18 protein-coding genes and 3 tRNA genes are annotated in these 19,067 nt (G+C 70.1%); 13 read left to right on the plus strand and 8 right to left on the minus strand.

Annotated features, from left to right (window positions below):
* The first annotated feature begins 17 nt into the window (after positions 1–17).
* The gene (gene gltX / locus ACIBH4_RS20585; RefSeq protein ID WP_362508261.1) at positions 18–1,349 is read left to right on the plus strand and encodes a glutamate--tRNA ligase; all 1,332 of its coding nucleotides are present in this window, start codon (positions 18–20) and stop codon (positions 1,347–1,349) included.
* A gap of 216 nt (positions 1,350–1,565) precedes the next feature.
* Here the strand turns inward: gltX and ACIBH4_RS20590 are convergent, their stop codons facing one another.
* Complete coding sequence (locus tag ACIBH4_RS20590; RefSeq protein ID WP_362765719.1) at positions 1,566–3,272, minus strand: carboxylesterase family protein; 1,707 nt, start codon at positions 3,270–3,272, stop codon at positions 1,566–1,568.
* 217 nt (positions 3,273–3,489) lie between these two features.
* Positions 3,490–5,472 carry a M3 family metallopeptidase gene (locus ACIBH4_RS20595; protein WP_362765716.1) on the minus strand — a complete coding sequence of 661 codons (1,983 nt, stop codon included), beginning with the start codon at positions 5,470–5,472 and terminating at the stop codon, positions 3,490–3,492.
* A gap of 175 nt (positions 5,473–5,647) precedes the next feature.
* Here ACIBH4_RS20595 and ACIBH4_RS20600 point away from each other — a divergent pair.
* From ACIBH4_RS20600 to ACIBH4_RS20610, 3 genes are all read left to right on the plus strand, one after another.
* Positions 5,648–5,719 (plus strand) — tRNA-Gln (locus ACIBH4_RS20600).
* A gap of 62 nt (positions 5,720–5,781) precedes the next feature.
* Positions 5,782–5,857: transfer RNA gene (locus ACIBH4_RS20605), tRNA-Glu, on the plus strand.
* A 13-nt stretch (positions 5,858–5,870) separates the two neighbouring features.
* Positions 5,871–5,943, plus strand: a tRNA-Glu gene (locus ACIBH4_RS20610).
* Between the two features lie 268 nt (positions 5,944–6,211).
* Here ACIBH4_RS20610 and ACIBH4_RS20615 read toward each other — a convergent pair.
* Together ACIBH4_RS20615 and ACIBH4_RS20620 are read right to left on the minus strand one after the other, a co-directional pair.
* A complete protein-coding gene (locus ACIBH4_RS20615) occupies positions 6,212–7,951 on the minus strand; it encodes a hypothetical protein (RefSeq protein ID WP_362765713.1) in 1,740 nt (579 codons plus the stop codon).
* A gap of 164 nt (positions 7,952–8,115) precedes the next feature.
* A complete protein-coding gene (locus ACIBH4_RS20620) occupies positions 8,116–8,832 on the minus strand; it encodes an IclR family transcriptional regulator (protein WP_350949369.1) in 717 nt (238 codons plus the stop codon).
* A 70-nt stretch (positions 8,833–8,902) separates the two neighbouring features.
* Between ACIBH4_RS20620 and leuC the strand changes: the two genes are divergently transcribed.
* The 4 genes from leuC (at position 8,903) to ACIBH4_RS20640 (ending at position 11,576) form a co-directional block, all read left to right on the plus strand.
* On the plus strand, positions 8,903–10,279 hold the full coding sequence (gene leuC / locus ACIBH4_RS20625; protein ID WP_362507847.1) for a 3-isopropylmalate dehydratase large subunit: 1,377 nt from the start codon (positions 8,903–8,905) through the stop codon (positions 10,277–10,279).
* Positions 10,280–10,291: 12 nt separating this feature from the next.
* Positions 10,292–10,879 carry a 3-isopropylmalate dehydratase small subunit gene (gene leuD / locus ACIBH4_RS20630; protein WP_362507850.1) on the plus strand — a complete coding sequence of 196 codons (588 nt, stop codon included), beginning with the start codon at positions 10,292–10,294 and terminating at the stop codon, positions 10,877–10,879.
* Positions 10,858–11,112, plus strand: a complete 255-nt coding sequence (locus ACIBH4_RS20635; RefSeq protein WP_362507853.1) for a hypothetical protein — start codon at positions 10,858–10,860, stop codon at positions 11,110–11,112. Before leuD ends, ACIBH4_RS20635 begins: the two co-directional genes overlap by 22 nt.
* 164 nt (positions 11,113–11,276) lie before the next feature.
* A complete protein-coding gene (locus ACIBH4_RS20640; RefSeq protein ID WP_362507856.1) occupies positions 11,277–11,576 on the plus strand; it encodes an HU family DNA-binding protein in 300 nt (99 codons plus the stop codon).
* 151 nt (positions 11,577–11,727) lie between these two features.
* Here ACIBH4_RS20640 and ACIBH4_RS20645 read toward each other — a convergent pair whose 3' ends face one another.
* Entirely contained in the window at positions 11,728–11,931 is a 204-nt protein-coding gene (locus tag ACIBH4_RS20645; RefSeq protein WP_362507859.1) for a hypothetical protein, read from the minus strand.
* A gap of 9 nt (positions 11,932–11,940) precedes the next feature.
* Positions 11,941–12,600, minus strand: a complete 660-nt coding sequence (gene cofC / locus ACIBH4_RS20650; protein WP_399172596.1) for a 2-phospho-L-lactate guanylyltransferase — start codon at positions 12,598–12,600, stop codon at positions 11,941–11,943.
* 78 nt (positions 12,601–12,678) lie between these two features.
* Between cofC and ACIBH4_RS20655 the strand changes: the two genes are divergently transcribed.
* The 4 genes from ACIBH4_RS20655 to ACIBH4_RS20670 all read left to right on the plus strand — a co-directional run bounded on the left by ACIBH4_RS20655 (position 12,679) and on the right by ACIBH4_RS20670 (position 17,109).
* Positions 12,679–13,401: a lysophospholipid acyltransferase family protein gene (locus ACIBH4_RS20655; RefSeq protein ID WP_362507865.1), complete on the plus strand. Its 723-nt coding sequence runs from the start codon at positions 12,679–12,681 to the stop codon at positions 13,399–13,401.
* Positions 13,402–13,686: 285 nt separating this feature from the next.
* Positions 13,687–14,697: an NAD(P)H-dependent glycerol-3-phosphate dehydrogenase gene (locus tag ACIBH4_RS20660; RefSeq protein WP_362507868.1), complete on the plus strand. Its 1,011-nt coding sequence runs from the start codon at positions 13,687–13,689 to the stop codon at positions 14,695–14,697.
* A 28-nt stretch (positions 14,698–14,725) separates the two neighbouring features.
* Complete coding sequence (locus tag ACIBH4_RS20665) at positions 14,726–15,940, plus strand: aminotransferase class I/II-fold pyridoxal phosphate-dependent enzyme (protein ID WP_362507871.1); 1,215 nt, start codon at positions 14,726–14,728, stop codon at positions 15,938–15,940.
* A 50-nt stretch (positions 15,941–15,990) separates the two neighbouring features.
* Positions 15,991–17,109 carry a D-alanine--D-alanine ligase family protein gene (locus ACIBH4_RS20670; RefSeq protein WP_362507874.1) on the plus strand — a complete coding sequence of 373 codons (1,119 nt, stop codon included), beginning with the start codon at positions 15,991–15,993 and terminating at the stop codon, positions 17,107–17,109.
* Here the strand turns inward: ACIBH4_RS20670 and ACIBH4_RS20675 are convergent.
* The gene (locus tag ACIBH4_RS20675; RefSeq protein WP_362507877.1) at positions 17,092–17,538 is read right to left on the minus strand and encodes a DUF3515 family protein; all 447 of its coding nucleotides are present in this window, start codon (positions 17,536–17,538) and stop codon (positions 17,092–17,094) included. The two genes, ACIBH4_RS20670 and ACIBH4_RS20675, sit on opposite strands and share 18 nt — an antisense overlap.
* A gap of 73 nt (positions 17,539–17,611) precedes the next feature.
* Positions 17,612–17,845: an Lrp/AsnC ligand binding domain-containing protein gene (locus tag ACIBH4_RS20680; RefSeq protein ID WP_350949356.1), complete on the minus strand. Its 234-nt coding sequence runs from the start codon at positions 17,843–17,845 to the stop codon at positions 17,612–17,614.
* Between the two features lie 51 nt (positions 17,846–17,896).
* On the opposite strand from ACIBH4_RS20680, the gene ACIBH4_RS20685 reads away from it, so the two are divergent.
* Complete coding sequence (locus ACIBH4_RS20685) at positions 17,897–18,853, plus strand: thiamine-phosphate kinase (RefSeq protein ID WP_362507881.1); 957 nt, start codon at positions 17,897–17,899, stop codon at positions 18,851–18,853.
* The last annotated feature ends 214 nt before the right edge of the window (positions 18,854–19,067 follow it).

Genomic DNA, 19,067 nt, shown 5'->3' on the forward strand with positions numbered 1-19,067 from the left:
CCCCCTCGCCGACCGGCATGTTCCATGTCGGCGGCGCCCGCTCCGCGCTGTTCAACTGGGCCCTGGCCGAGCAGACCGGCGGAAAATTCGTGCTGCGCATCGAGGACACCGACGCCGCGCGCAATCGGCCCGAATGGACCGAGGGCATCATCTCGGCGCTCGCCTGGATCGGCGTCAACGACGACAGCCAGGCCTTCGAGGGCCCCTACTTCCAGTCGTCGTACGAGGAGCAGCACCGCGAGGCCGTGGCCAAGCTCGTCGCCGGCGGCCGGGCCTACTACTGCACCTGCACCCGCGACGAGGTGAAGGCGCGCACGGGCTCCGAGCACCAGGGCTACGACGGCTTCTGCCGCGACCGTGGCCTGAGCGAGGGCGCGGTCCGCTTCCGCACCCCCGACGAGGGTGTCACCGTGATCCAGGACCTGGTCCGCGGCACCGTCGAGTTCCCCAACAACGCGATGGAGGACTTCGTCATCGCGCGTGGCGACGGATCCCCGCTGTTCGTGCTGGCCAACGTCATCGACGACGTCGAGATGCGGATCAGCCACGTGGTCCGGGCCGAGGAGCACCTGTCCAACACGCCCAAGCAGCAGCTGCTCTGGGAGGCGCTCGGCAACACCCCGCCCACCTGGGCGCACGTGCCGGTCATCGTCAACGAGAAGCGCCAGAAGCTGTCCAAGCGACGCGACAAGGTCGCCCTGGAGTCCTACCGCGAGGAGGGCTACCTGGCCGAGGCGATGGTCAACTACCTGATGTTGCTCGGCTGGGGCCCCGGCGACGACCGGGAGATCATGCCCTGGTCGGAGATGGTGCCGTTGTTCAAGCTGGAGGACGTCAACCCCTCCCCGGCGTTCTTCGACGAGAAGAAGCTCCGCGCGTTCAACGGTGAGTACATCCGGGCGCTGCCCCTGGAGGAGTTCGTCGCCCGATGCGAGCCGTGGCTGGAGCCGGGCTGGGACCGCGAGACCTTCGCCAAGGTCGCCGAGCTCGCCCAGACCCGCATCGCGGTCCTGTCCGAGATCACGGCGAACGTCGACTTCCTCTTCCTCGACGAGCCCGTCTTCGACCAGGCCTCGTGGGACAAGGCGATGAAGAACTCCGCCGCGGAGATCCTCACCGGCTATCTCGCCCGCATGGAGACGGTCGACATGGATCCCGAGTCGCTGAAGACCGCGCTGGAGGAGGTCGGCCTCGAACAGGGCCTCAAGCTCGGCAAGGCCCAGGCTCCCGTGCGCGTCGCCGTCACCGGCCGGACCGTGGGCCTGCCGTTGTTCGAGTCGATCGAGGTCCTCGGCCGTGAGCGCTCCATCGAGCGTCTCCGCGCCGCCCTCGCGAGGCTCCAGGCCTGATCGGGCTTCGCGGCTTCGGACGGGCTTTCGCAGCCGACCCGAGGCTTTGAGGGACCCGGAAGAGAATGAGGCCCCGGGCCCGGCCGGGCCCGAGGCTCTGGAAAGGCTTCCGGCCTGCCCGGCCTGAAAAGGCTGATGGCCCGCCCCGGTCTCTGCCCGGGGCGGGCCGCCGCTTTCTCTCGCCGGTTCCCCGCGACCGCGGTCACGGGAAGGATCTCAGGACGGGGAGCCCGAAGGACGTCCCCGTTCCGTGCCCCGCCCGGCGAGCTCGTCCCAGAAGCCGAGGTTGTGGGCCGAGGCGCGGTCGAAGGGCTTGATACCGCCCTGTCCCGGGGACAGCTCCTGCACGTACGGCGTGCCCTGTCCGGGACGCACACGCTTCCAGACGGGCAGTCCCGGCCGGTTCGGGTCGCCGACGGCGGCGAACCGCGACCAGTAGTCGATCATCGTGTCCCCGAGTCGCCGCTGCGCGGGGGTGAGCGGGGCGGACTCCCAGCCGACCCCGAAGAGGAACGACAGCTCGGAGCCGTGCGAGGCGAGCGGCCTGATCCCGTTGGGCAACGGGAAGAGCTCGGGAGCCGTACGGTCGGTGAACTCGTAGGAGAAGGTCGGCACGTGCCGGGCGAGCAGCAGGTCGGTGTCGCGCGCCGGCCACGCCCAGTCGAGATCGCTCATGACGGCCGAGACCGCCTGGAGGGGCGAGCCGCCGTGGGCGCTCAGCGGGTAACGAGCCAGGATGTCGGGTCCCGCGGCGCCGTACCTGTCGTTGACGGCGGTCTCGTACTCGGCGGCCGTCATCGGCGGGAATATCAGCGAGGTGAACAGCGTGCCCTCGTCCCGGGTGATGCCCGTCAGTACCGGCACCCGGTGGAATCGGCCCTCCTGGAACACCTTCGCGGGGTCCTCGGGCAGCACCGCGTTGCCGTACCCCGGCAGCGGGAGGGACTCCTGGGCGAGCAGGTCGGCCACCGGCCTGCCCCGTAGGCAGGCGAGCGCGGTCGCAGGGTCGGCGCACCCCAGCCCGGTGGCGAGGAACTGTCCGTAGCCCTCGTGGGAGGCTCGGGGCACCCAGAGGGGCACGTCCAGGACCGGCCTCAGCGGAGTCCCCTCGAAGCCTCCCGCGTCGCACGGGGAGCTCTGGGTGATCGCCCGGTGGAACAGCCCGGCCGCCGTGGGGGAGGCGAGCTGCGCGCACACCGAGTGCGACCCCGCGGACTCACCGGCCAGGGTGACGTTGCGCGGGTCGCCGCCGAAGGCCGCCGCGTTGCGCCGCACCCAGCGCAGGGCCGCCTGCTGGTCCTCGATCCCGAACGCCCCCGAGTTCTCGAGCCCGGGATACCCGAAGAACCCGAAGATCCCCAACCGGTAGTTCACCGTCACCACCACGACGTCGCCCCGCACGGCCAGCCTGCGGGCGTCGTAGTCGCTGCCGGCCCCCTTCGTCAGGCTCCCGCCGTGCAGCCACACCATGACGGGCTTGGGGCGTTTCCCGCCGCTCGACGCCGGCGCGGTCACATTGAGGTAGAGGCAGTCCTCCGCCTCGCTTCCCGGCAGTCCCCAGACGTCGGCGGTCTGCGCGCACCGGTTGCCGGGCGCGGTGGCGTCGCGCACCCCCTGCCACGGGGTGACGGCCCGCGGTGATCGCCAGCGCAGTTCCCCGACCGGCGGCGCGGCGTACGGGATGCCCTGAAAGAGCCGGTGATCTCCGGCCTTCACACCCTTCACCCAGCCGGCGTCGGTGCGCACCTTCACATCCCCGCCCGGCCCGCCCGTACCGGCGGGGGCGGTCGAGACGGCGGGGGTGGCCCGCGGTGTCCCCGCAGGCTTCTGCTGTGCCGTCACCGGGGTCGCCGTTCCCAGCAGAAGGGCGCCTGCCAGACCGGCGACGAGCACGACGCCCGTCCTTCGCTGTAGTCGTCTCATGGCGTCCACGATGCCCGTCGCCCGCGTTCTCGCGCATTGGGTCTGTGGTCCCGGCCGGGGTGTGGGAAGCCACACCCCGGCGCTGCGCCGAAGCATAAACCGGCAGGTCATCCCCTCGAAGCCCTCTCGAGGACCTCGGGTGATCCTTGAGGAACCTCCGCGACGCGGACGCCGCACGGGGTGAGGGGGCCGACGGCGGAGCTTCCCGAGGGACCGGTTACGGGGCCAGCAGTCCGCGGCGCTTCAGCAGGGGCTCGATGCGCGGGTCGCGCCCACGGAAGTCGCGGAAGGCGTCCATCACGTCCCGCGAACCGCCGACCGACAGCAGGGTGGAGCGGAAGTGATCGCCGTTCCCGCGTTCCAGGCCGCCGTTCTCCTTGAACCAGTCGACGCTCTCGGCGTCGAGCACCTCACTCCAGATGTAGGAGTAGTAGCCGGCGCTGTAACCGCCCACCCCACTGAAGAAGATGTGGGCGAAGTAGTTGGTCCGGTAGCGGGGCCTGACCAGCTCGAAGGCGATCCCGTTGCGCTCCAGGGCCGCGTTCTCGAACGCCTCGGCGTCCTCGACGCTCTCGCCCGCCGCCAGCTTGTGCCAGGACCAGTCGAGCAGCGTCGCCGCGAGATACTCGACGGTGGCGAAGCCCTGGTTGAACTTCTCGGCGGCCTTCATCTTCTCCAGGAGCTCGGCGGGCACGGGCTCACCGGTCTCGTGGTGCCTGGCGAAGTTGGCGAGGATCGACGGCCAGGTGGCCCACATCTCGTTGACCTGCGAGGGATACTCCACGAAGTCGCGCGGCACCGCCGTGCCGGAGACCCGGGGGAAGCGCACGTCGGAGAAGAGGCCGTGCAGGGCGTGGCCGAACTCGTGGAAGGCGGTGTTGACCTCGTCGAACGTGAGCAGCGTCGGCCCCTCGGTGGGCTTGGTGATGTTGAGGTTGTTCATCACCACGGGCCGTTCGCCGAACAGGTGCGACTGCTCGACCAGGGCGTTCATCCAGGCGCCGCCGCGTTTGGTAGGCCGGGCGTACGGGTCGAACAGGAACAGCCCGAGCGGCGAGCCGTCGGCCTCGAACACCTCGAAGACCCGCACGTCCGGGTGGTATCCGGCCAGGTCGTCCCGCTCGGAGAAGACGACCCCGTACAGCTCGCCCGCCGCGTGGAAGACGCCGTCGCGCAGCACCCGGTCCAACTCGAAGTACGGACGCAGGTCGGCGCCGTCGAAGTCGTACCTGGCCTTGCGCACCCGCTCCGCGTAGAAGGACCAGTCCCACGGCTCGATGGGGAAGCCGGCCTGCTCGCTCAGCGCCTCGGCCTCCCGGCGGGCGTTGGCCACCGCGGGTCCCACCAGCTTGCCGAGCATCTCCTCGACGGCCTCGGTGGTCTTGGCCGTCTGGTCGGCGACGGAGTAGGCGGCGTGGCTGGGGTAGCCGAGCAGCGCCGCCCGCTCGGCGCGGAGCGTCGCCATCCTGGCCGCCAGCTCGAAGTTCTCAGGAGCCCGGCCCGTGGACAGCTCGTACAGCCTTCTGCGGGTCTCCCTGTTGGTCAGCTCAGCGAGGGCGGGCTGGTTGGTGTGGTTGAACAGCGCCAGGACGTACGAGCCGTCCTTCTCGATCGCCTTGATCGCGCTCTCGGAGAGCCCGTCCAGCAGCGTGGCGTCCTCGACGACGAGCGCCGAGTCCGTGGAGGCCGCGAGAAGGTTCTGGGTGAAGGTCGTGGAGAGCTTGGTCAGCTCCTCGTTGAGCTCCCTGAGACGCTCCTGGTCGGCCTCGGACAGGTCGGCTCCGGACCTGACGAAGTCGACGCGGTATTTCTCCAGCAGCCACGCCTCCTCTGCGTCGTCGGTGGTCACCTGCTTGATCCGGGCGTACAGGGAGCGGTTCAGACGGATGGAGTCGGCGTGCTGGGTGAGCCTGGGGGAGATCTGGGTCTCGATCTCCCGGATGCCGTCGGTCGCGTCCGAGGCGGAGAGGCTGGAGAAAACGACCACGGTCCGATGGAGGATGCGTCCCGAGAGCTCCAGGGCCTCGATCGTGTTGGCGAACGTCGGGGCCTCCGGATTCTCGGTGATCTCCCGCACCTCACGCAGTTGGTCGGCCATGCCGCGCTCGAAGGCGGGAAGGTAGTGCTCCTCCCTGACCAGGGCGAACGGCGGCAGCCCGTAGGGCAGCTCGCTGGGGGTGAAGAACGGGTTGTCGGTCAAGGTGGAAACTCCTCACATGCGGCTGGATCTCCCCAGCAGCGTTACACGGTGGACCTTCGTGGCGACAGCCCGGTGATACCGCGATTGGGCCTACGGCAATCGTTTTGGTCTTGACCCCCAACCTGGGCTATTCTTTCGGAGTCGCCAGGGAGCCCCGCAAGGGAGTCCAGTGCGGTGGGGTATGGTGTAATTGGCAACACGGCTGATTCTGGTTCAGTTGTTCTAGGTTCGAGTCCTGGTACCCCAGCTGCATCTTCTCAGGAAGATGTTGCGGGTTCGGTCCCCTCCGAATCCGATGACAGTGTGTAGGGTCCCGTCGTCTAGTGGCCTAGGACGCCGCCCTCTCAAGGCGGTAGCGCCGGTTCGAATCCGGTCGGGACTACCACTGTCTCTCGCAAGGCTCCGTCGTCTAGTGGCCTAGGACGCCGCCCTCTCAAGGCGGTAGCGCCGGTTCGAATCCGGTCGGGGCTACATCACGAACCCCGGAAGCGACCGCTTCCGGGGTTTTTGCATTTCCGGATTTCTCGAATTTCCCACGCACCCGCTCGCGAGCGTGCACGGCGACCATCTCGCCGCCCCGCTCGATTTACCTCACGGATTCCCGGGCCCGCTCCCGGCCCTCGGTCATCCGGGCCCCGGGAACGGGGCCGGCCCCTGGAGGCTTTGAGAGCCTCGGAGAACGAGACCGGGCTCCAGGCTCCGAAACGGAGCCTGGAGCCCGGTCTTCGGGAACGTGGGGTTAGTTCTGCCCGGAGCGGGCCTTGAAGAGGGCCCGCTTGGCGGCCTTGCCCACCTGCTTGTCCGGGTGTGCCTTGCCGATCGCCTCCAGCAGCTCCTCAAGATGCGGGTGCGGCACCTTCCAGATCACTTCGAGCAGGCTGACGAGATTCGGCACGTTGCCGATGTCGTCAAGGCTGCTGACGAACTCCGGGCGGCCGAGACCCGCGGAGATGGTCAGCATGTCGAGGATGAGCCAGTGGGTGTCGGCCTGGGTGGGCGTGGGGGCGTCCTCGACGCCCAGCTGGGCGAGGTGGGTGGCCGCGTACGGGCGCAGGGACGGCTCGTCGAGGGCCTCCCGCCACGCGGGCACGGCCACGTCACCGAGCGAGCCGACCATGCTGGCCGCCTGGACCCGGATCAGCGCGTCCGCGTCGTCCTCGGCCGCGGCCTCCAGCAGGTCCCTGGCGGCCTGCTCGGGGGCGCGCAGCTCCATCCAGGCCGCGAACTCGGCGTCCGCCTCCTCCTCGGGAAGCTCGGCGCCGAAGGAGAGCAGGTCGAGAGCCGTCATCGCGTCGATGGCCGGCCGGGCGTCCAGCTCGATGTCGGCGTCGTCCACGAGGTGGACCACGCCTTCCATACCGAGCGGCGTGAGCCGCACCTGGTCGTGCTCGACCTCGACCATGCCGTATCCGATCAGCCAGTCGAGCACGGGGTTGAGCGGGTCGCCGTACTGCGCGGTGGCGTCGGCCCAGGCGTCGGCGCCCAGGTCGTCGTACTCGGCGGCGGCCTCGGCCAGCTCGGTGCGCAGCTCGGCCAACGGCTTCGAGCCCGTCGCCAGCAGCACCCGGACCAGCAGCGCCCTGGTCAGCCCGGACAGGGCGATCGTGGCCTCCTCGTCCTCCAGCTCGGGGTCGCCGTAGTCGATGGAGTGCAGGCCCGCCATCCACGCGTCGAGGGCGTCGTCGTCCTCCTCGAAGGGCCACTCCGCGGTGTCGGCGTCGACACTCACGGTGTCCTCCCCCTCGGGCTGGAGGAAGTCGAGGTCGATCGCGAGGTTCCAGATGTTCCAGAGCGCGGGGACGGAGTCGGCGAGCGAGGCGCCGGGCTTCTCCGGGACCGGGAGCCCGAGGACCGCGAGGGCCTCGGTGATCTCGGTGTCGTCGAGCAGGCTAGTCTCGCCCACCCGGCGCTCGGAGCCGACCCAGACCGCGAGGTCGCGGGCCTTGGTGATCAGGGCCGCCTCGCGGGTGGCCGCGGCCAGCTCGCTGTCGGGCCGGAGCCTGATCGTCGGCAGCTCGGAGAGCTCGTCGGCGAACGGCTCGAAGTCGCCGAGCCCTTCGGACTCCTCCTCGTCGTACTCCTCGTCCTCGTCCTCCTCGACGACGAGCTCCTCCATGGCGTCGACGAAATCGTCTTCGAGGCGGTCGAGCTCGGAGAGCAGGTCGCTCAGCGAGGCCGAGCCCTTGGTGAGGCGGTCGGACTCCGACAGGAAGGTCAGGTAGGCGCGGATCGCGGGCACCATGCCGTCGGCGGCGGCGTCGGGATCCTCGACGACCTGGGGCATCCGATCGAGGAGCACCGTGCGCAGGTCGGACTGCTTCCACCGGCCGACGTCGTCGGAGGCGATCAGGCGGTGCCACAGGGCGACGGAGCCCACCAGGTTGGAATCGCTGCCGGGCGCGTTCTCACGCGCCCAGAGGATGAAGTTTTGGAGCAGGGGACGCAGTTCAGCCGCGGCTGCCTCGATGCGATCTGTCACCTTCCCAGCCTAGGGGGCCGCGGGGGTGCTCGCCTCCTCATATCGCCCGCCGGTCGGCGGGTGTCAACCGGCGCGCGGCCCGGGCCCGGTCTCCGGTCCCGCGATCCGGCCGTCGAGGGCCGAAACCGCCCTCACCGCGGCGAACGGCGGTGATCCGCTCGCCCTCAGTTGGCGCGGCGCATCGACTCGGTGATCCGCTCGGCGGCGGTGACCACGGGGGCGGCGTGGAGGCGGCCGGGGGTGCGGGTCAGGCGCTCGATCGGGCCGGAGACCGAGACCGCGGCGACCACCTTGCCGCCCGCGCCCCTGATCGGCGCCGAGACGCTGGCCACGCCCTGCTCGCGCTCGCCGACGCTGTGCGCCCAGCCCCTGCGCCGTACGCTCGCCAGCGTGGCGGCGGTGAACTTGGCCCCGCGCAGTCCCCGGTGCAGGCGGTCGGGCTCCTCCCAGGCGAGCAGGATCTGCGCGGCGGAACCGGCGAGCATCGGCAGGGCCGAGCCGACGGGCACGGTGTCGCGCAGCCCGCTGGCACGCTCGGCGGCGGCCACGCAGACCCGCTCGTCACCCTGGCGGCGGTAAAGCTGCGCGCTCTCGCCGGTCAGGTCCCTCAGCTGGGTGAGAATCGGGGAGGCGACGGCGAGCAGCCGGTCCTCACCGGCGGCCGTGGACAACTCGGACAGGCGCGGGCCCAGCACGAACCTGCCCTGTGTGTCGCGGGAGACGATGCGGTGGTGCTCCAGCGCGACGGCGAGCCGATGGGCGGTCGGCCGGGCCAGGCCGGTGGCCTGAACGAGCTGGGCGAGGGACGCCGGTCCCGCTTCGAGGGCATTGAGCACGAGGACGGCCTTGTCCAGTACGCCGACTCCGCTAGAGTTGTCCATACACCGATACTGCAGTCTCGACATATGAGAAAGCAAGTGGGAGTGGGACAGCCGATCGCAAGGAGGCGACATGGGCCGCACGCTCGCGGAGAAGGTATGGGAGCAGCACGTAGTACGACGTGCCGAGGGAGAACCCGACCTGCTCTACATTGACCTGCACCTCATTCACGAGGTGACGAGTCCGCAGGCGTTCGACGGCCTGCGCATGGCCAATCGCCCCATCCGGCGTCCCGAGCTCACCATCGCCACCGAGGACCACAACGTCCCGACCGTGCGCGGTCCCATCGACGACCCGGTGTCGCGGGTGCAGGTCGAGACGCTGCGCAAGAACTGCGCGGAGTTCGGTGTCCGGCTGTATCCGATGGGCGACGCGGGGCAGGGCGTGGTCCACATCATCGGCCCGCAGTTCGGTCTGACCCAGCCCGGCATGACGATCGTGTGTGGTGATTCTCACACCTCCACCCACGGCGCCTTCGGCGGCATCGCGTTCGGCATCGGCACCTCCGAGGTCGAGCACGTGCTGGCCACCCAGACGCTGCCCGCCTACCGGCCGAAGACGATGGCGATCGAGGTCTCCGGCGAGCTGCCGACCGGCGTCACGGCGAAGGACCTGATCCTCGCGATCATCGCCAAGATCGGCACCGGTGGCGGCCAGGGCTACATCGTCGAATACCGCGGTGAGGCGATCCGCAGGCTCTCCATGGAGGGCCGGATGACCGTCTGCAACATGTCCATCGAGGCGGGCGCCCGCGCGGGCCTGATCGCCCCCGACGAGACCACCTTCGAATACCTCAAGGGCCGTCCCCACGCGCCCTCCGGCGCCGACTGGGACGCCGCGGTCGCGTACTGGAAGACGCTGGTGACCGACGAGGACGCCGTCTTCGACACCGTCGTGGAGATCGACGCCTCGACGCTCACCCCGTTCGTCACCTGGGGCACCAACCCCGGCCAGGGCGCCCCGCTGGGGACGTCCGTGCCGCGCCCGGAGGACACCGGCGACCCGGCCGCCGCCGCCCGTGCCCTGGAGTACATGGGTCTGACCGCGGGCACCCCGCTCCGCGAGGTGCAGGTCGACACGGTCTTCGTGGGCTCCTGCACCAACGGGCGCCTGGAGGACCTGCGTGCCGCGGCCGACGTGCTGCGCGGGCGCCAGGTCGTCACGCGCACGCTGATCGTGCCCGGCTCGATGCTGGTCAAGCTCCAGGCCGAGCAGGAGGGGCTGCACGAGGTCTTCAAGAACGCGGGCGCCGAATGGCGCGAGGCGGGCTGTTCCATGTGCCTGGGCATGAACCCCGACACCCTCGCCCCCGGCGAGCGCAGCGCCTCGACCTCCAACCGCAACTTCGAGGGGCGTCAGGGCAAGGGCGGCCGTACGCACCTCGTGTCCCCGCAGGTCGCCGCCGCGACCGCCGTCACCGGCAAACTCACCGCGCCCGCCGACCTGTAAGGAGTCCTCGCGATGGAAGCGTTCGTCACCCACACCGGCCGGGCCGTGCCGCTGCGCCGCAGCAACGTGGACACCGACCAGATCATCCCCGCCGTCTGGCTCAAGCAGGTCAGCCGGACCGGTTTCGAGAAGGGCCTGTTCTCCGCCTGGCGCGAGGACCCCGACTTCGTCCTGAACAACCCCGCCCACGAGGGTGCCACGATCCTGCTCGCCGGACCCGACTTCGGCACCGGTTCCTCCCGCGAACACGCGGTCTGGGCCCTGCAGCAGTACGGTTTCCGTGTCGTGATCGCGGCCCGGTTCGCCGACATCTTCCGTAATAATTCCACCAAGATGGGCCTGCTCCCGGTCGTTCTGCCCGGCGAGACCGTCGAGGCCATGCAGGCCGCGGTGGAGGCGGACCCCACCCTGGAGATCACCGTGGACCTGGGGGAGCGCCAGGTCCGCTGGGGCGGGGAGACCGTCGCGTTCGAGATCGACGACTACACGCGCTGGCGGCTCATGGAGGGCCTGGACGACATCGGGCTGACCCTGCGCAACGCCGATGCCATCGGGACATACGAGAATGGTCGGCAGCCATGGCTGCCGACGACCGTCTGACGCGTTCAGAACACGAGCTGGCGTGGCGGTTGCGCGAGGCGCACCGCCACGTCCGGTCTCTGCCCGTCCCCGCCGAGGAGAGAAAACGTCTCGCCCGGCGTCTTCTCTCCATCTGCGATATGGCCAAACGCGACCTCGAACACGCCGCCGGGCGCCTTGATTTGTTCCTTCTCAGTATTGATGTCGTGGTTTCGGATACGCCGAGCACTGGAAACATTGCGGAAGGTGATTGAGTCATACGGCTCCGTCCCCTAATTTCAAGCGGGCAAGGGGTTTCTCGTCGTGATCGTTGATGAGAGATCTGTGATGAGACCCCTCGCCGTGACAAATCGGGTGAGACGGGTTTTCTGCCTCGTGACCCACTCCCGGACATCGGTAAGCAGGGGGAGCAACCTTAATGAACAAAAAGGAACTCGTCGACGCCATCGCGGATCGGGTGGGCGACAAGAAGACGGCCACCGAGGCCGTGAACGCGGTGCTTGACGCCATCCAGACCGCCGTCGCGAGTGGCGACAAGGTCTCGATCACGGGGTTCGGCGCCTTCGAGATGGTGCACAAGCCGGCCCGCACCGCCCGCAACCCCTCCACGGGTGCCGAGATTCACGTCGCCGAGAGCTGGGGGCCGAAGTTCCGGCCTGGCTCCGACTTCAAGGAACTCGTCAACACCGGCGGCAAGAAGTCGGCGAAGAAGCGGTAGGTCTCGGGCGCGGGCGCCCGGACTCCCGTGACGGGAGTCCGGGCGCCCGGCTTTTCCGCCGTGCGGCCCGCCCACCCGAGAGTTTTCCCGAAGCCCTGTCCTCGTCTTCGCGGCCGATTCGCGACCGAGCTGCGAGGGTCGTCTTTCCGGACTATCCGGGCAGCGGAAAGGTCGAGAGGGTGACGTAGGTGACGTCGTCGCCGTCCATGACGATGTTGACCCGCTGGCCCGACCTGAGCAGCCGCAGCGGCCCCGCGTCGAACGCCGCCGCCTCGAACGGGATCGGGGTCCCGTCGTCCAGGAAGACCGACCCCGACCGGGTCGCCGGATCGAAGTCCCGCACCGTCGCCTGCATCCGTCCAGCCTAACCGCCGTCCCGGTTCGACGCCGAGATCCTCCGCGCCATCGCCAGCGTGCGGGGGCCGACGCCGAGGGCGAGCGCGAGGCGCAGGTCGTCCGGGGTGTCCACGTCGTGGCGGACCGACTCCACGTCCTGCACGGAGAGTTCCTTCGCGCCGCGCCGCAGGTGCCGCTCCCGCGACTCGCCGCCGAAGCCCGGCGTGAACGGCACCGTGGGCCGTACGCCGTAGAAGGTGGTGCCGATCTCGGTGGCGTCGGGCAGGAACGCCTGGTCGAACTCCGCGGCGGCGATCAGCACGCGGGCCAGTTCCGCCGGACGCAGGGCGGGGAGGTCGGCCTGGAGGGCGCCGACGGGGTCGCCGGGCGCGAGCCGCGCCGCCTCCAGGGCTCCGTGCCGCAGGGCGGCGTTCAGTCCCGCCTCCGGATCGCCGACCACGTGCGCGCCGACCTCGCCGAGTGCCTCGGCGGCCACCGGGTCGCCCGTCACCACGACCACCCGCGCGACGAGTGCGCAGCTCAGTGCCGCCTCGACGGTGTCGCAGGCGATCGCCACGGCCAGCGCGGCCCGGTGCGGGCCCGCCGCGGCCGACAGGCGGGTCTTGGCGGCGACCAGTGTCTTGACCGGGACGACGAGGGTCCAGCCGGAGCTATCCGAAGCAGACATAGCCTTAAGCATCCCGCCTCGACATCCCCCGGAGCGAACCGGGAGACTGAGGCGCATCCCGCTCAGATGGAGGAGCCCATGAGACGCCCCGGATGGCCTTCGCGATTCTGGGTGGCCTTCGCCGTCGTCATCGTCAAGCCGATCTCGTGGCTCCTGGTCAAGAAGGACTGGCGTCGCAGCGACCGCCTTCCCAGGACGGGCGGGATCATCATGGTGACCAACCATCTGTCGTGGCTGGATCCCATCCTCGTCGCGCACTTCCTCTACAACCACGGCCGCTGGCCGGTGATCCTCGCCAAGTCGGGTCTCTTCTCCGTGCCGCTCGTCGGTCACCTGGTGAGGGTGATGCAGGCCATCCCGGTCTACCGGGGGAGCGCCGACGCGGCGCGCTCGCTGGAGGAGTCGCGGCGGCGGCTCGCCGCCGGGGCGTGCGTGATGTTCTACCCGGAGGGCACCTGCACCCGCGACCCGGACTTCTGGCCGATGGAGGGCAAGACCGGCGCGGCCAGGCTCGCGCTGGCGACCGGCGCGACGGTGATCCCCGTCGCCCACTGGGGAGCCCAGGAGATCCTGCCGTACGGCGCGAAGAGGCCCCGCCTGCTGCCGCGCAGGACCTTCAGCGTGCAGACGGGGCAGCCGGTCGACCTGTCGAAGTACGCGGGAGATGAGGGGGAGTCGCCCTCCGCCGACGTCCTGCGCGAGGCGACCGCCGACATCATGGCGGCGATCACGGCCCAGCTGGCCGAGATTCGCGGGGAGAAGGCACCCGAGACGCCGTTCAGGCGACCGTCCGACAACTGACTTCGGCGTACGGTGTTGACATCCCCCCTCCGTAAGGGGAGGGGGTTCCCACGGTCGCCCGTGAGAGTTCCTGATTCACCACCGGTCGCCCGCCAGGAGAAATCCCTTGAGGTCCTACAGCAACTCCGCAGGCGTTTCGCCCCTCCGCCGTCCTGGTGGTGAGGGCGCCGCAGGTCTCCCCCGTGGTGGCCTGGTCATCGCCGGACCCGGTGCGGAGCCGTACGGCGCCGCGCCGCGCCTTCCTGCCCGCCCCGAGGCGGAGGTTTCCACGCCCGAGGAGAACCGATGACCAAGGCGGCCGTGTTCGGCACGGGCTCGTGGGGGACGACCTTCGGCATGATCCTCGCCGGGGCGGGCACCCGGACGACGCTGTGGGGACGCAAGCCGGAGATCGTCGAGGCGATCGACCGGCGGCACGAGAACCCCGACTACCTGCCGGGCGCGGTGCTGCCCGAGACCCTGCGCGCGACCGTCGACCCCGCCGAGGCCCTCGAAGGCGCCGACTTCGTGGTGCTCGCGGTGCCCTCCCAGACCCTGAGGGAGAACCTGACCCGCTGGAAGCCGCACCTGCCGCCCGACGCGGTGCTGGTCAGCCTGATGAAGGGCATCGAGCTGGGCACCACCAAGCGGATGAGCGAGGTGATCCGCGAGGTCGCCGAGGTGCCCGAGGAACGGGTCGCGGTGGTGTCGGGACCCAACCTGGCCGGTGAGATCGTCCGGGGCCAGCCGGCCGCCACCGTGGTCGCCTGCACGGACGAGCGGGCGATGGAGCGCCTGCAGGAAGCCTGCTACCTGCCGCCCTGGTTTCGCCCGTACACCAACCCCGACGTCATCGGGGTCGAGCTCGGTGGGGCCGTGAAGAACGTGATCGCCCTGGCGGTGGGCATCTCGGCGGGGATGGGACTCGGCGACAACGTCGGGGCGATGCTGATGACGCGCGGCCTGGCCGAGATCTCCCGGCTCGGCGCGGCGCTCGGCGCGGACCCGCACACCTTCGCGGGCCTCGCGGGCATGGGTGATCTGGTGGCGACCTGCACCTCCCCATTGTCCCGGAACCGTACTTTCGGTGAGAATCTTGGGCGAGGCATGACGCTGACGGAGGTCATCGCCGCCACGAAACAGACCGCCGAGGGGGTCAAATCCTGCGAGTCGGTGCTCGAACTGGCGAGAAAACACGATGTGGAGATGCCGATCACCGAGGTGGTGGTGGCTGTCGTCCACGACGCGATGCCCCCCAGCGAGGCCGCGGTGCTGCTGATGTCGCGGACTCCCAAGCCGGAACGGTACGGCCTGTGAACGGACGGCGTGGTCGATGAACAGACGGATGCGCAGACGCAAGGGCGAGAACACCCGGTCGGTGCACCTGCCCGCTCCCGAGCCGCCGCCGCAGGACCCGCTCGGCCCTCCCGTGTGGCGCAGTTCCGCGTGGTACTTCGGTGACTCCGCCCAGTACGCGGAGGCGTTCGACGACAAAAGCCCCGGATACGCCTACGGCCTGGCCGACAACCCCACCACCGCCTCCTTCGCCTCGGCGGTGGCCTCCCTGGAGGGTGCCGCGGCGCCCGAGGACGTGGCGGGCCAGGCGTTCGCCTCGGGGATGGCCGCCGTCAACGCGGTCCTGATGACGTTCCTGCGCGCGGGCGCGCACATCGTGGCCCCCACCCCGCTGTACGGCGGGACCCACTCGCTGATCACGAATGTGCTGGCCAGGTTCGGGGTCGGCGCGGACTTCGTCGGCTACGGCGAGCTGTCCCGGGTGCGGGCGGCGGTCAAACCCAACACGAAGATCATCTACGCGGAGACGCTGTCCAACCCCACCATGGCCGTCTCCGACATCCGGGGCCTCTACCGGATCGCCCGCGCCGCCGGGGCGCTGCTGGTGGTCGACTCCACCTTCGCGACCCCGATCGTGTGCCGTCCCCTCGAACACGGCGCCGACCTGGTGATCCACTCCGCGACCAAGTATCTCGGCGGCCACGACGACTGCGCCGGAGGCGTGGCGGTGGGCCGTCCCGACCTCATCGCCCAGCTGCGCGAGGTCAGGATCGACACCGGGGGCACCCTTTCTCCCGACGACGCGTTCCTGCTCCGCCGGGGTCTGGAGACCCTGACGCTGCGGGTCCGCCGGATGTGCTCCACCGCGATGGTCTTCGCCGCCGCCGTGGCCAAGCACCCCGCCGTGCGCCGGGTCGACTACCCGGGACTGCCGGGACACCCCGGCCACCAGCTCGCCAGGCACCTGTTCGACTCGGGCCCCGAGGGCACGAGATACGGCGCCTGCGTGACGATCACCCCGCGCGGCGGCTACGACGCGGGAGTGGCCCTCGCCGACGCGCTCAAGCTCGTCCCGATCGCCACCTCCGCCGGAGGGACACGCACCAAGGCCGCGCACGTGGCCTCGGCCGCCCACGGGCGACTCGGTGAGGGATCCGGGGTCGACGCGGCGGCGGTGCGCTTCTCCATCGGGCTGGAGGACGCCGAGGATCTGATCATGGACGTGACCAAGGCGCTCGACTCATTACCCCCATCGGGTAGGTAGGCGCGTCTAACAGCTGGATTGCCCCCTAACAGGGGGTAGATTCGGTCATCATGAGTGAGCAGCACGAACCTCTACCGAGGGTCGCCGTCGTCTTCGGCGGTCGCAATTCCGAGCACGCCGTCTCCATTCTCGGGGCGGGAAGTGTGCTGGGGGCCATCGACAGATCCAAGTACGAGGTGGTCCCCATCGGGATCGCCCAGGACGGCCGGTGGGTGCTCGCCTCGGGGGAGCAGCGCTACGAGATCGAGAGCGGCGAACTGCCCGCCGTCGACGCGGCGGGGGCGACCCTCGCGCTCGCCGCGTCGACGGCGGGCGGCGGCTCGCTGGTGGCGTACGACCCCGGCAGCATTCCCGTCGAGCTCGGCCAGGTCGACGTCGTCTTTCCCGTGATGCACGGCCCCTTCGCCGAGGACGGCACGATCCAGGGGCTGCTGGAGATGGCGGGGGTCCGCTACGTCGGCTCCGGGGTGCTGGCGAGTTCGGTCGGCATGGACAAGTCCTACATGAAGCTGGTGCTCGCCGCCGCGGGCCTGCCCGTCGGCCCGTACGTCACGATCCGCGACCGCGACTGGCAGGCCGACCGCGGCCGGGTCCTCAAGGAGGTCCAGGAGCTCGGCTGGCCGGTCTTCGTCAAGCCCGCGCGTGCCGGGTCCAGCCAGGGCATCTCCAAGGCCGCCAACCTGGAGGAGCTGGAGCGGGCGATCGAGTTCGCCCGCGAGCACGACCCCAAGGTGCTGGTCGAGGCCGCCGTCACGGGCCGCGAGATCGAGTGCGCGGTGCTGGAGTCGCCGGGCGACGAGGCACCCAGGGCGAGCCTGCCCGGCGAGGTGCTGGTCCACGGGGACCACGAGTTCTTCGACTTCGAGGCCAAGTACATCGGGAGCGACATGTCCTTGTCCGTGCCCGCCGACATCCCCCAGGAGACCGCGGAGGAGCTGCGTGCGATGGCCGTCCGCGCCTTCGAGGCGCTGGGCTGCGAGGGCCTGTCCCGGGTCGACTTCTTCTTCACCCCCGAGGGGCGGTTGATCGTCAACGAGATCAACACGATGCCGGGGTTCACCTCGATGTCGGTCGCGCCACAGCTGTGGGCCGCCACCGGGGTGCCCTACGCCGAGCTGGTCGACCGGCTGATCCAGCTCGCGCTCGAACGCTCACCCGGTCTGCGGTAGGGCGCTCTTGATGGGGGCCGCGAGATCGATCAGCACGTTCTGCGGGGTGTGCTCCCGCGCGATCGTCACCTCGACGTAGGCCTCCCTGCCGATCGCCGTGAACAGCGTCGGCCTGGCCGGGTCGGCGTACCACGCCACCCCGTCGATCTCGGGCACCTGGTCGGTCGGTGACATCCTCACCGGTCGCGGCACTCCGCAGCGCAGGGCGATGCGCGCCTCCCCCCACACGGCGACGTAGGGGGAGGCGGGGGTGGACTCCGTACGGTCCGCGCCGTCGAGCGTGCGCGGGAGCCGCTCGGCGAGCGCCCGGCACGCGGCGGCGGCCGGCCCCTCGGGAGTCGGTGGCTCGACCCGGACGGCGCCGCCGCAGCCCGCCAGGATCAGCAGGGCGCAGGCGCACGCCGTCCGGCGGGCGAACCGCAGTGGCATGTCACGTTCCATGGGTCGGATGCGGGAGCCGGGAACCCGGATGTGAGACCGGGCGCCGACTCGATTCGCGAACTCAGATGTGGACGATGGGACACGTCAGCGTACGCGTGATCCCCTCCACACCCTGGATCTGCGCCACCACGAGCTTCCCCAGCTCGTCGACGTTGCGGGCCTCGGCGCGCACGATGACGTCGTACGGCCCGGTGACGTCCTCCGCCTGGGTGACACCTGAGATACCGGAGATCTCCGACGCCACGTTCGCGGCCTTGCCGACCTCGGTCTGGATAAGGATGTAGGCCTGCACCATAGCGACCTCCCGGGCGATTGGATCAGTGCCGAAGGGCCACCGTACCCTGTGATGAACGGGAGGTGTGTCATCACAGTCGGAGATCTCGGCGAATTCGGGGTTGTTGCACGTATTGCCGGACGTTTGCCACAAGGTAGGACCGTATTGCTCGGTCCTGGGGACGACGCCGCGGTGGTGAGCGCTCCCGACGGACGGGTCGTCGTCACGACCGACCTATTGATTGAGGGTAGGCACTTTCGCCGCGATTGGTCCAGTGGCTACGACATCGGCCGCAAGGCCGCCGCGCAGAATCTCTCCGACGTCGTGGCGATGGGGGCCGATCCCACCGGTCTCGTCGTCGGTCTCGGACTGCCCGCCGACGCCACCACCGACTGGCTGGACGACCTCACCGACGGCTTCCGCGACGAGTGTGATCTCGTCGGCGCCGCGGTGGCGGGCGGCGACATCACCCGCTGCGACCTCGTCGTGGTCGCCGTCACCGCGCTCGGCGACCTGGGCGGCCGGGCACCGGTCACGCGCTCGGGGGCCCGGCCCGGTGACGTGGTCGCCTTCGCGGGCCGTCTCGGGTACGCCGCGGCCGGGCTCGCACTGCTTCGCGCGGGATCGACAGGACCGGCGGAGTTGATCGACGCCCACCGCCGTCCGCTGCCCCCCTACGCACGGGGCCCGGAGGCCGCCGTGCTCGGCGCGACCGCGATGCTCGACGTGAGCGACGGCCTGCTCCAGGATCTCGGCCACGTGGCGGCGGCGGCCGGGACCGCGCTCGTCCTCGACCCGGAGGCGTTCGCCGTCCCGCCGGCGATGCGGGAGGCCGCCCGGCTGCTCAACGTCGATCCGCTGGAGTGGATTCTCTCCGGCGGCGACGACCACGCCCTCGCCGCGACCTTTCCGGCCCACCTACGGCTCCCGGAGGGCTGGAACGTGGTGGGTCACGTCGTCGAGGGGGAAGGTGTGCAGGTCAAGGGCCTTCTGCTTGATCGCGGAGGCTGGGATCACTTCCGGGAGTGACATGTACCACTTCCTGTGATGTTTGTGAAAATTGCGACAAACGGTTATCTAACTGGTATGAAGATGGGCGGTCGAGATTCCCTCGAGAAAGGGGCCATATGGGCCGCCACGGCGCGAATGGGGAAGAGGCTCTCCCGAACCGGGGTAAACGCAGGCCGGAGTCCACTCCGGAACCGGGCCCCAGGGACGAGCCGCTCGGGCGCCGGCTCCGTCC

This window comes from Streptosporangium sp. NPDC050284 (genome assembly GCF_044459525.1).
GTDB lineage: Bacteria > Actinomycetota > Actinomycetes > Streptosporangiales > Streptosporangiaceae > Streptosporangium.

Coding starts and splice junctions, on each gene's coding strand:
- gltX (WP_362508261.1), top strand. CDS start 18: ATGTTCCATGTCGGCGGCGCCCGCTCCGCGCTGTTCAACTGGGCCCTG.
- ACIBH4_RS20590 (WP_362765719.1), bottom strand. CDS start 3,272: ATGAGACGACTACAGCGAAGGACGGGCGTCGTGCTCGTCGCCGGTCTG.
- ACIBH4_RS20620 (WP_350949369.1), bottom strand. CDS start 8,832: ATGGACAACTCTAGCGGAGTCGGCGTACTGGACAAGGCCGTCCTCGTG.
- leuC (WP_362507847.1), top strand. CDS start 8,903: ATGGGCCGCACGCTCGCGGAGAAGGTATGGGAGCAGCACGTAGTACGA.
- leuD (WP_362507850.1), top strand. CDS start 10,292: ATGGAAGCGTTCGTCACCCACACCGGCCGGGCCGTGCCGCTGCGCCGC.
- ACIBH4_RS20635 (WP_362507853.1), top strand. CDS start 10,858: ATGGCTGCCGACGACCGTCTGACGCGTTCAGAACACGAGCTGGCGTGG.
- ACIBH4_RS20640 (WP_362507856.1), top strand. CDS start 11,277: ATGAACAAAAAGGAACTCGTCGACGCCATCGCGGATCGGGTGGGCGAC.
- ACIBH4_RS20645 (WP_362507859.1), bottom strand. CDS start 11,931: ATGCAGGCGACGGTGCGGGACTTCGATCCGGCGACCCGGTCGGGGTCG.
- cofC (WP_399172596.1), bottom strand. CDS start 12,600: ATGTCTGCTTCGGATAGCTCCGGCTGGACCCTCGTCGTCCCGGTCAAG.
- ACIBH4_RS20655 (WP_362507865.1), top strand. CDS start 12,679: ATGAGACGCCCCGGATGGCCTTCGCGATTCTGGGTGGCCTTCGCCGTC.
- ACIBH4_RS20660 (WP_362507868.1), top strand. CDS start 13,687: ATGACCAAGGCGGCCGTGTTCGGCACGGGCTCGTGGGGGACGACCTTC.
- ACIBH4_RS20665 (WP_362507871.1), top strand. CDS start 14,726: ATGCGCAGACGCAAGGGCGAGAACACCCGGTCGGTGCACCTGCCCGCT.
- ACIBH4_RS20670 (WP_362507874.1), top strand. CDS start 15,991: ATGAGTGAGCAGCACGAACCTCTACCGAGGGTCGCCGTCGTCTTCGGC.
- ACIBH4_RS20675 (WP_362507877.1), bottom strand. CDS start 17,538: ATGCCACTGCGGTTCGCCCGCCGGACGGCGTGCGCCTGCGCCCTGCTG.
- ACIBH4_RS20680 (WP_350949356.1), bottom strand. CDS start 17,845: ATGGTGCAGGCCTACATCCTTATCCAGACCGAGGTCGGCAAGGCCGCG.
- ACIBH4_RS20685 (WP_362507881.1), top strand. CDS start 17,897: ATGAACGGGAGGTGTGTCATCACAGTCGGAGATCTCGGCGAATTCGGG.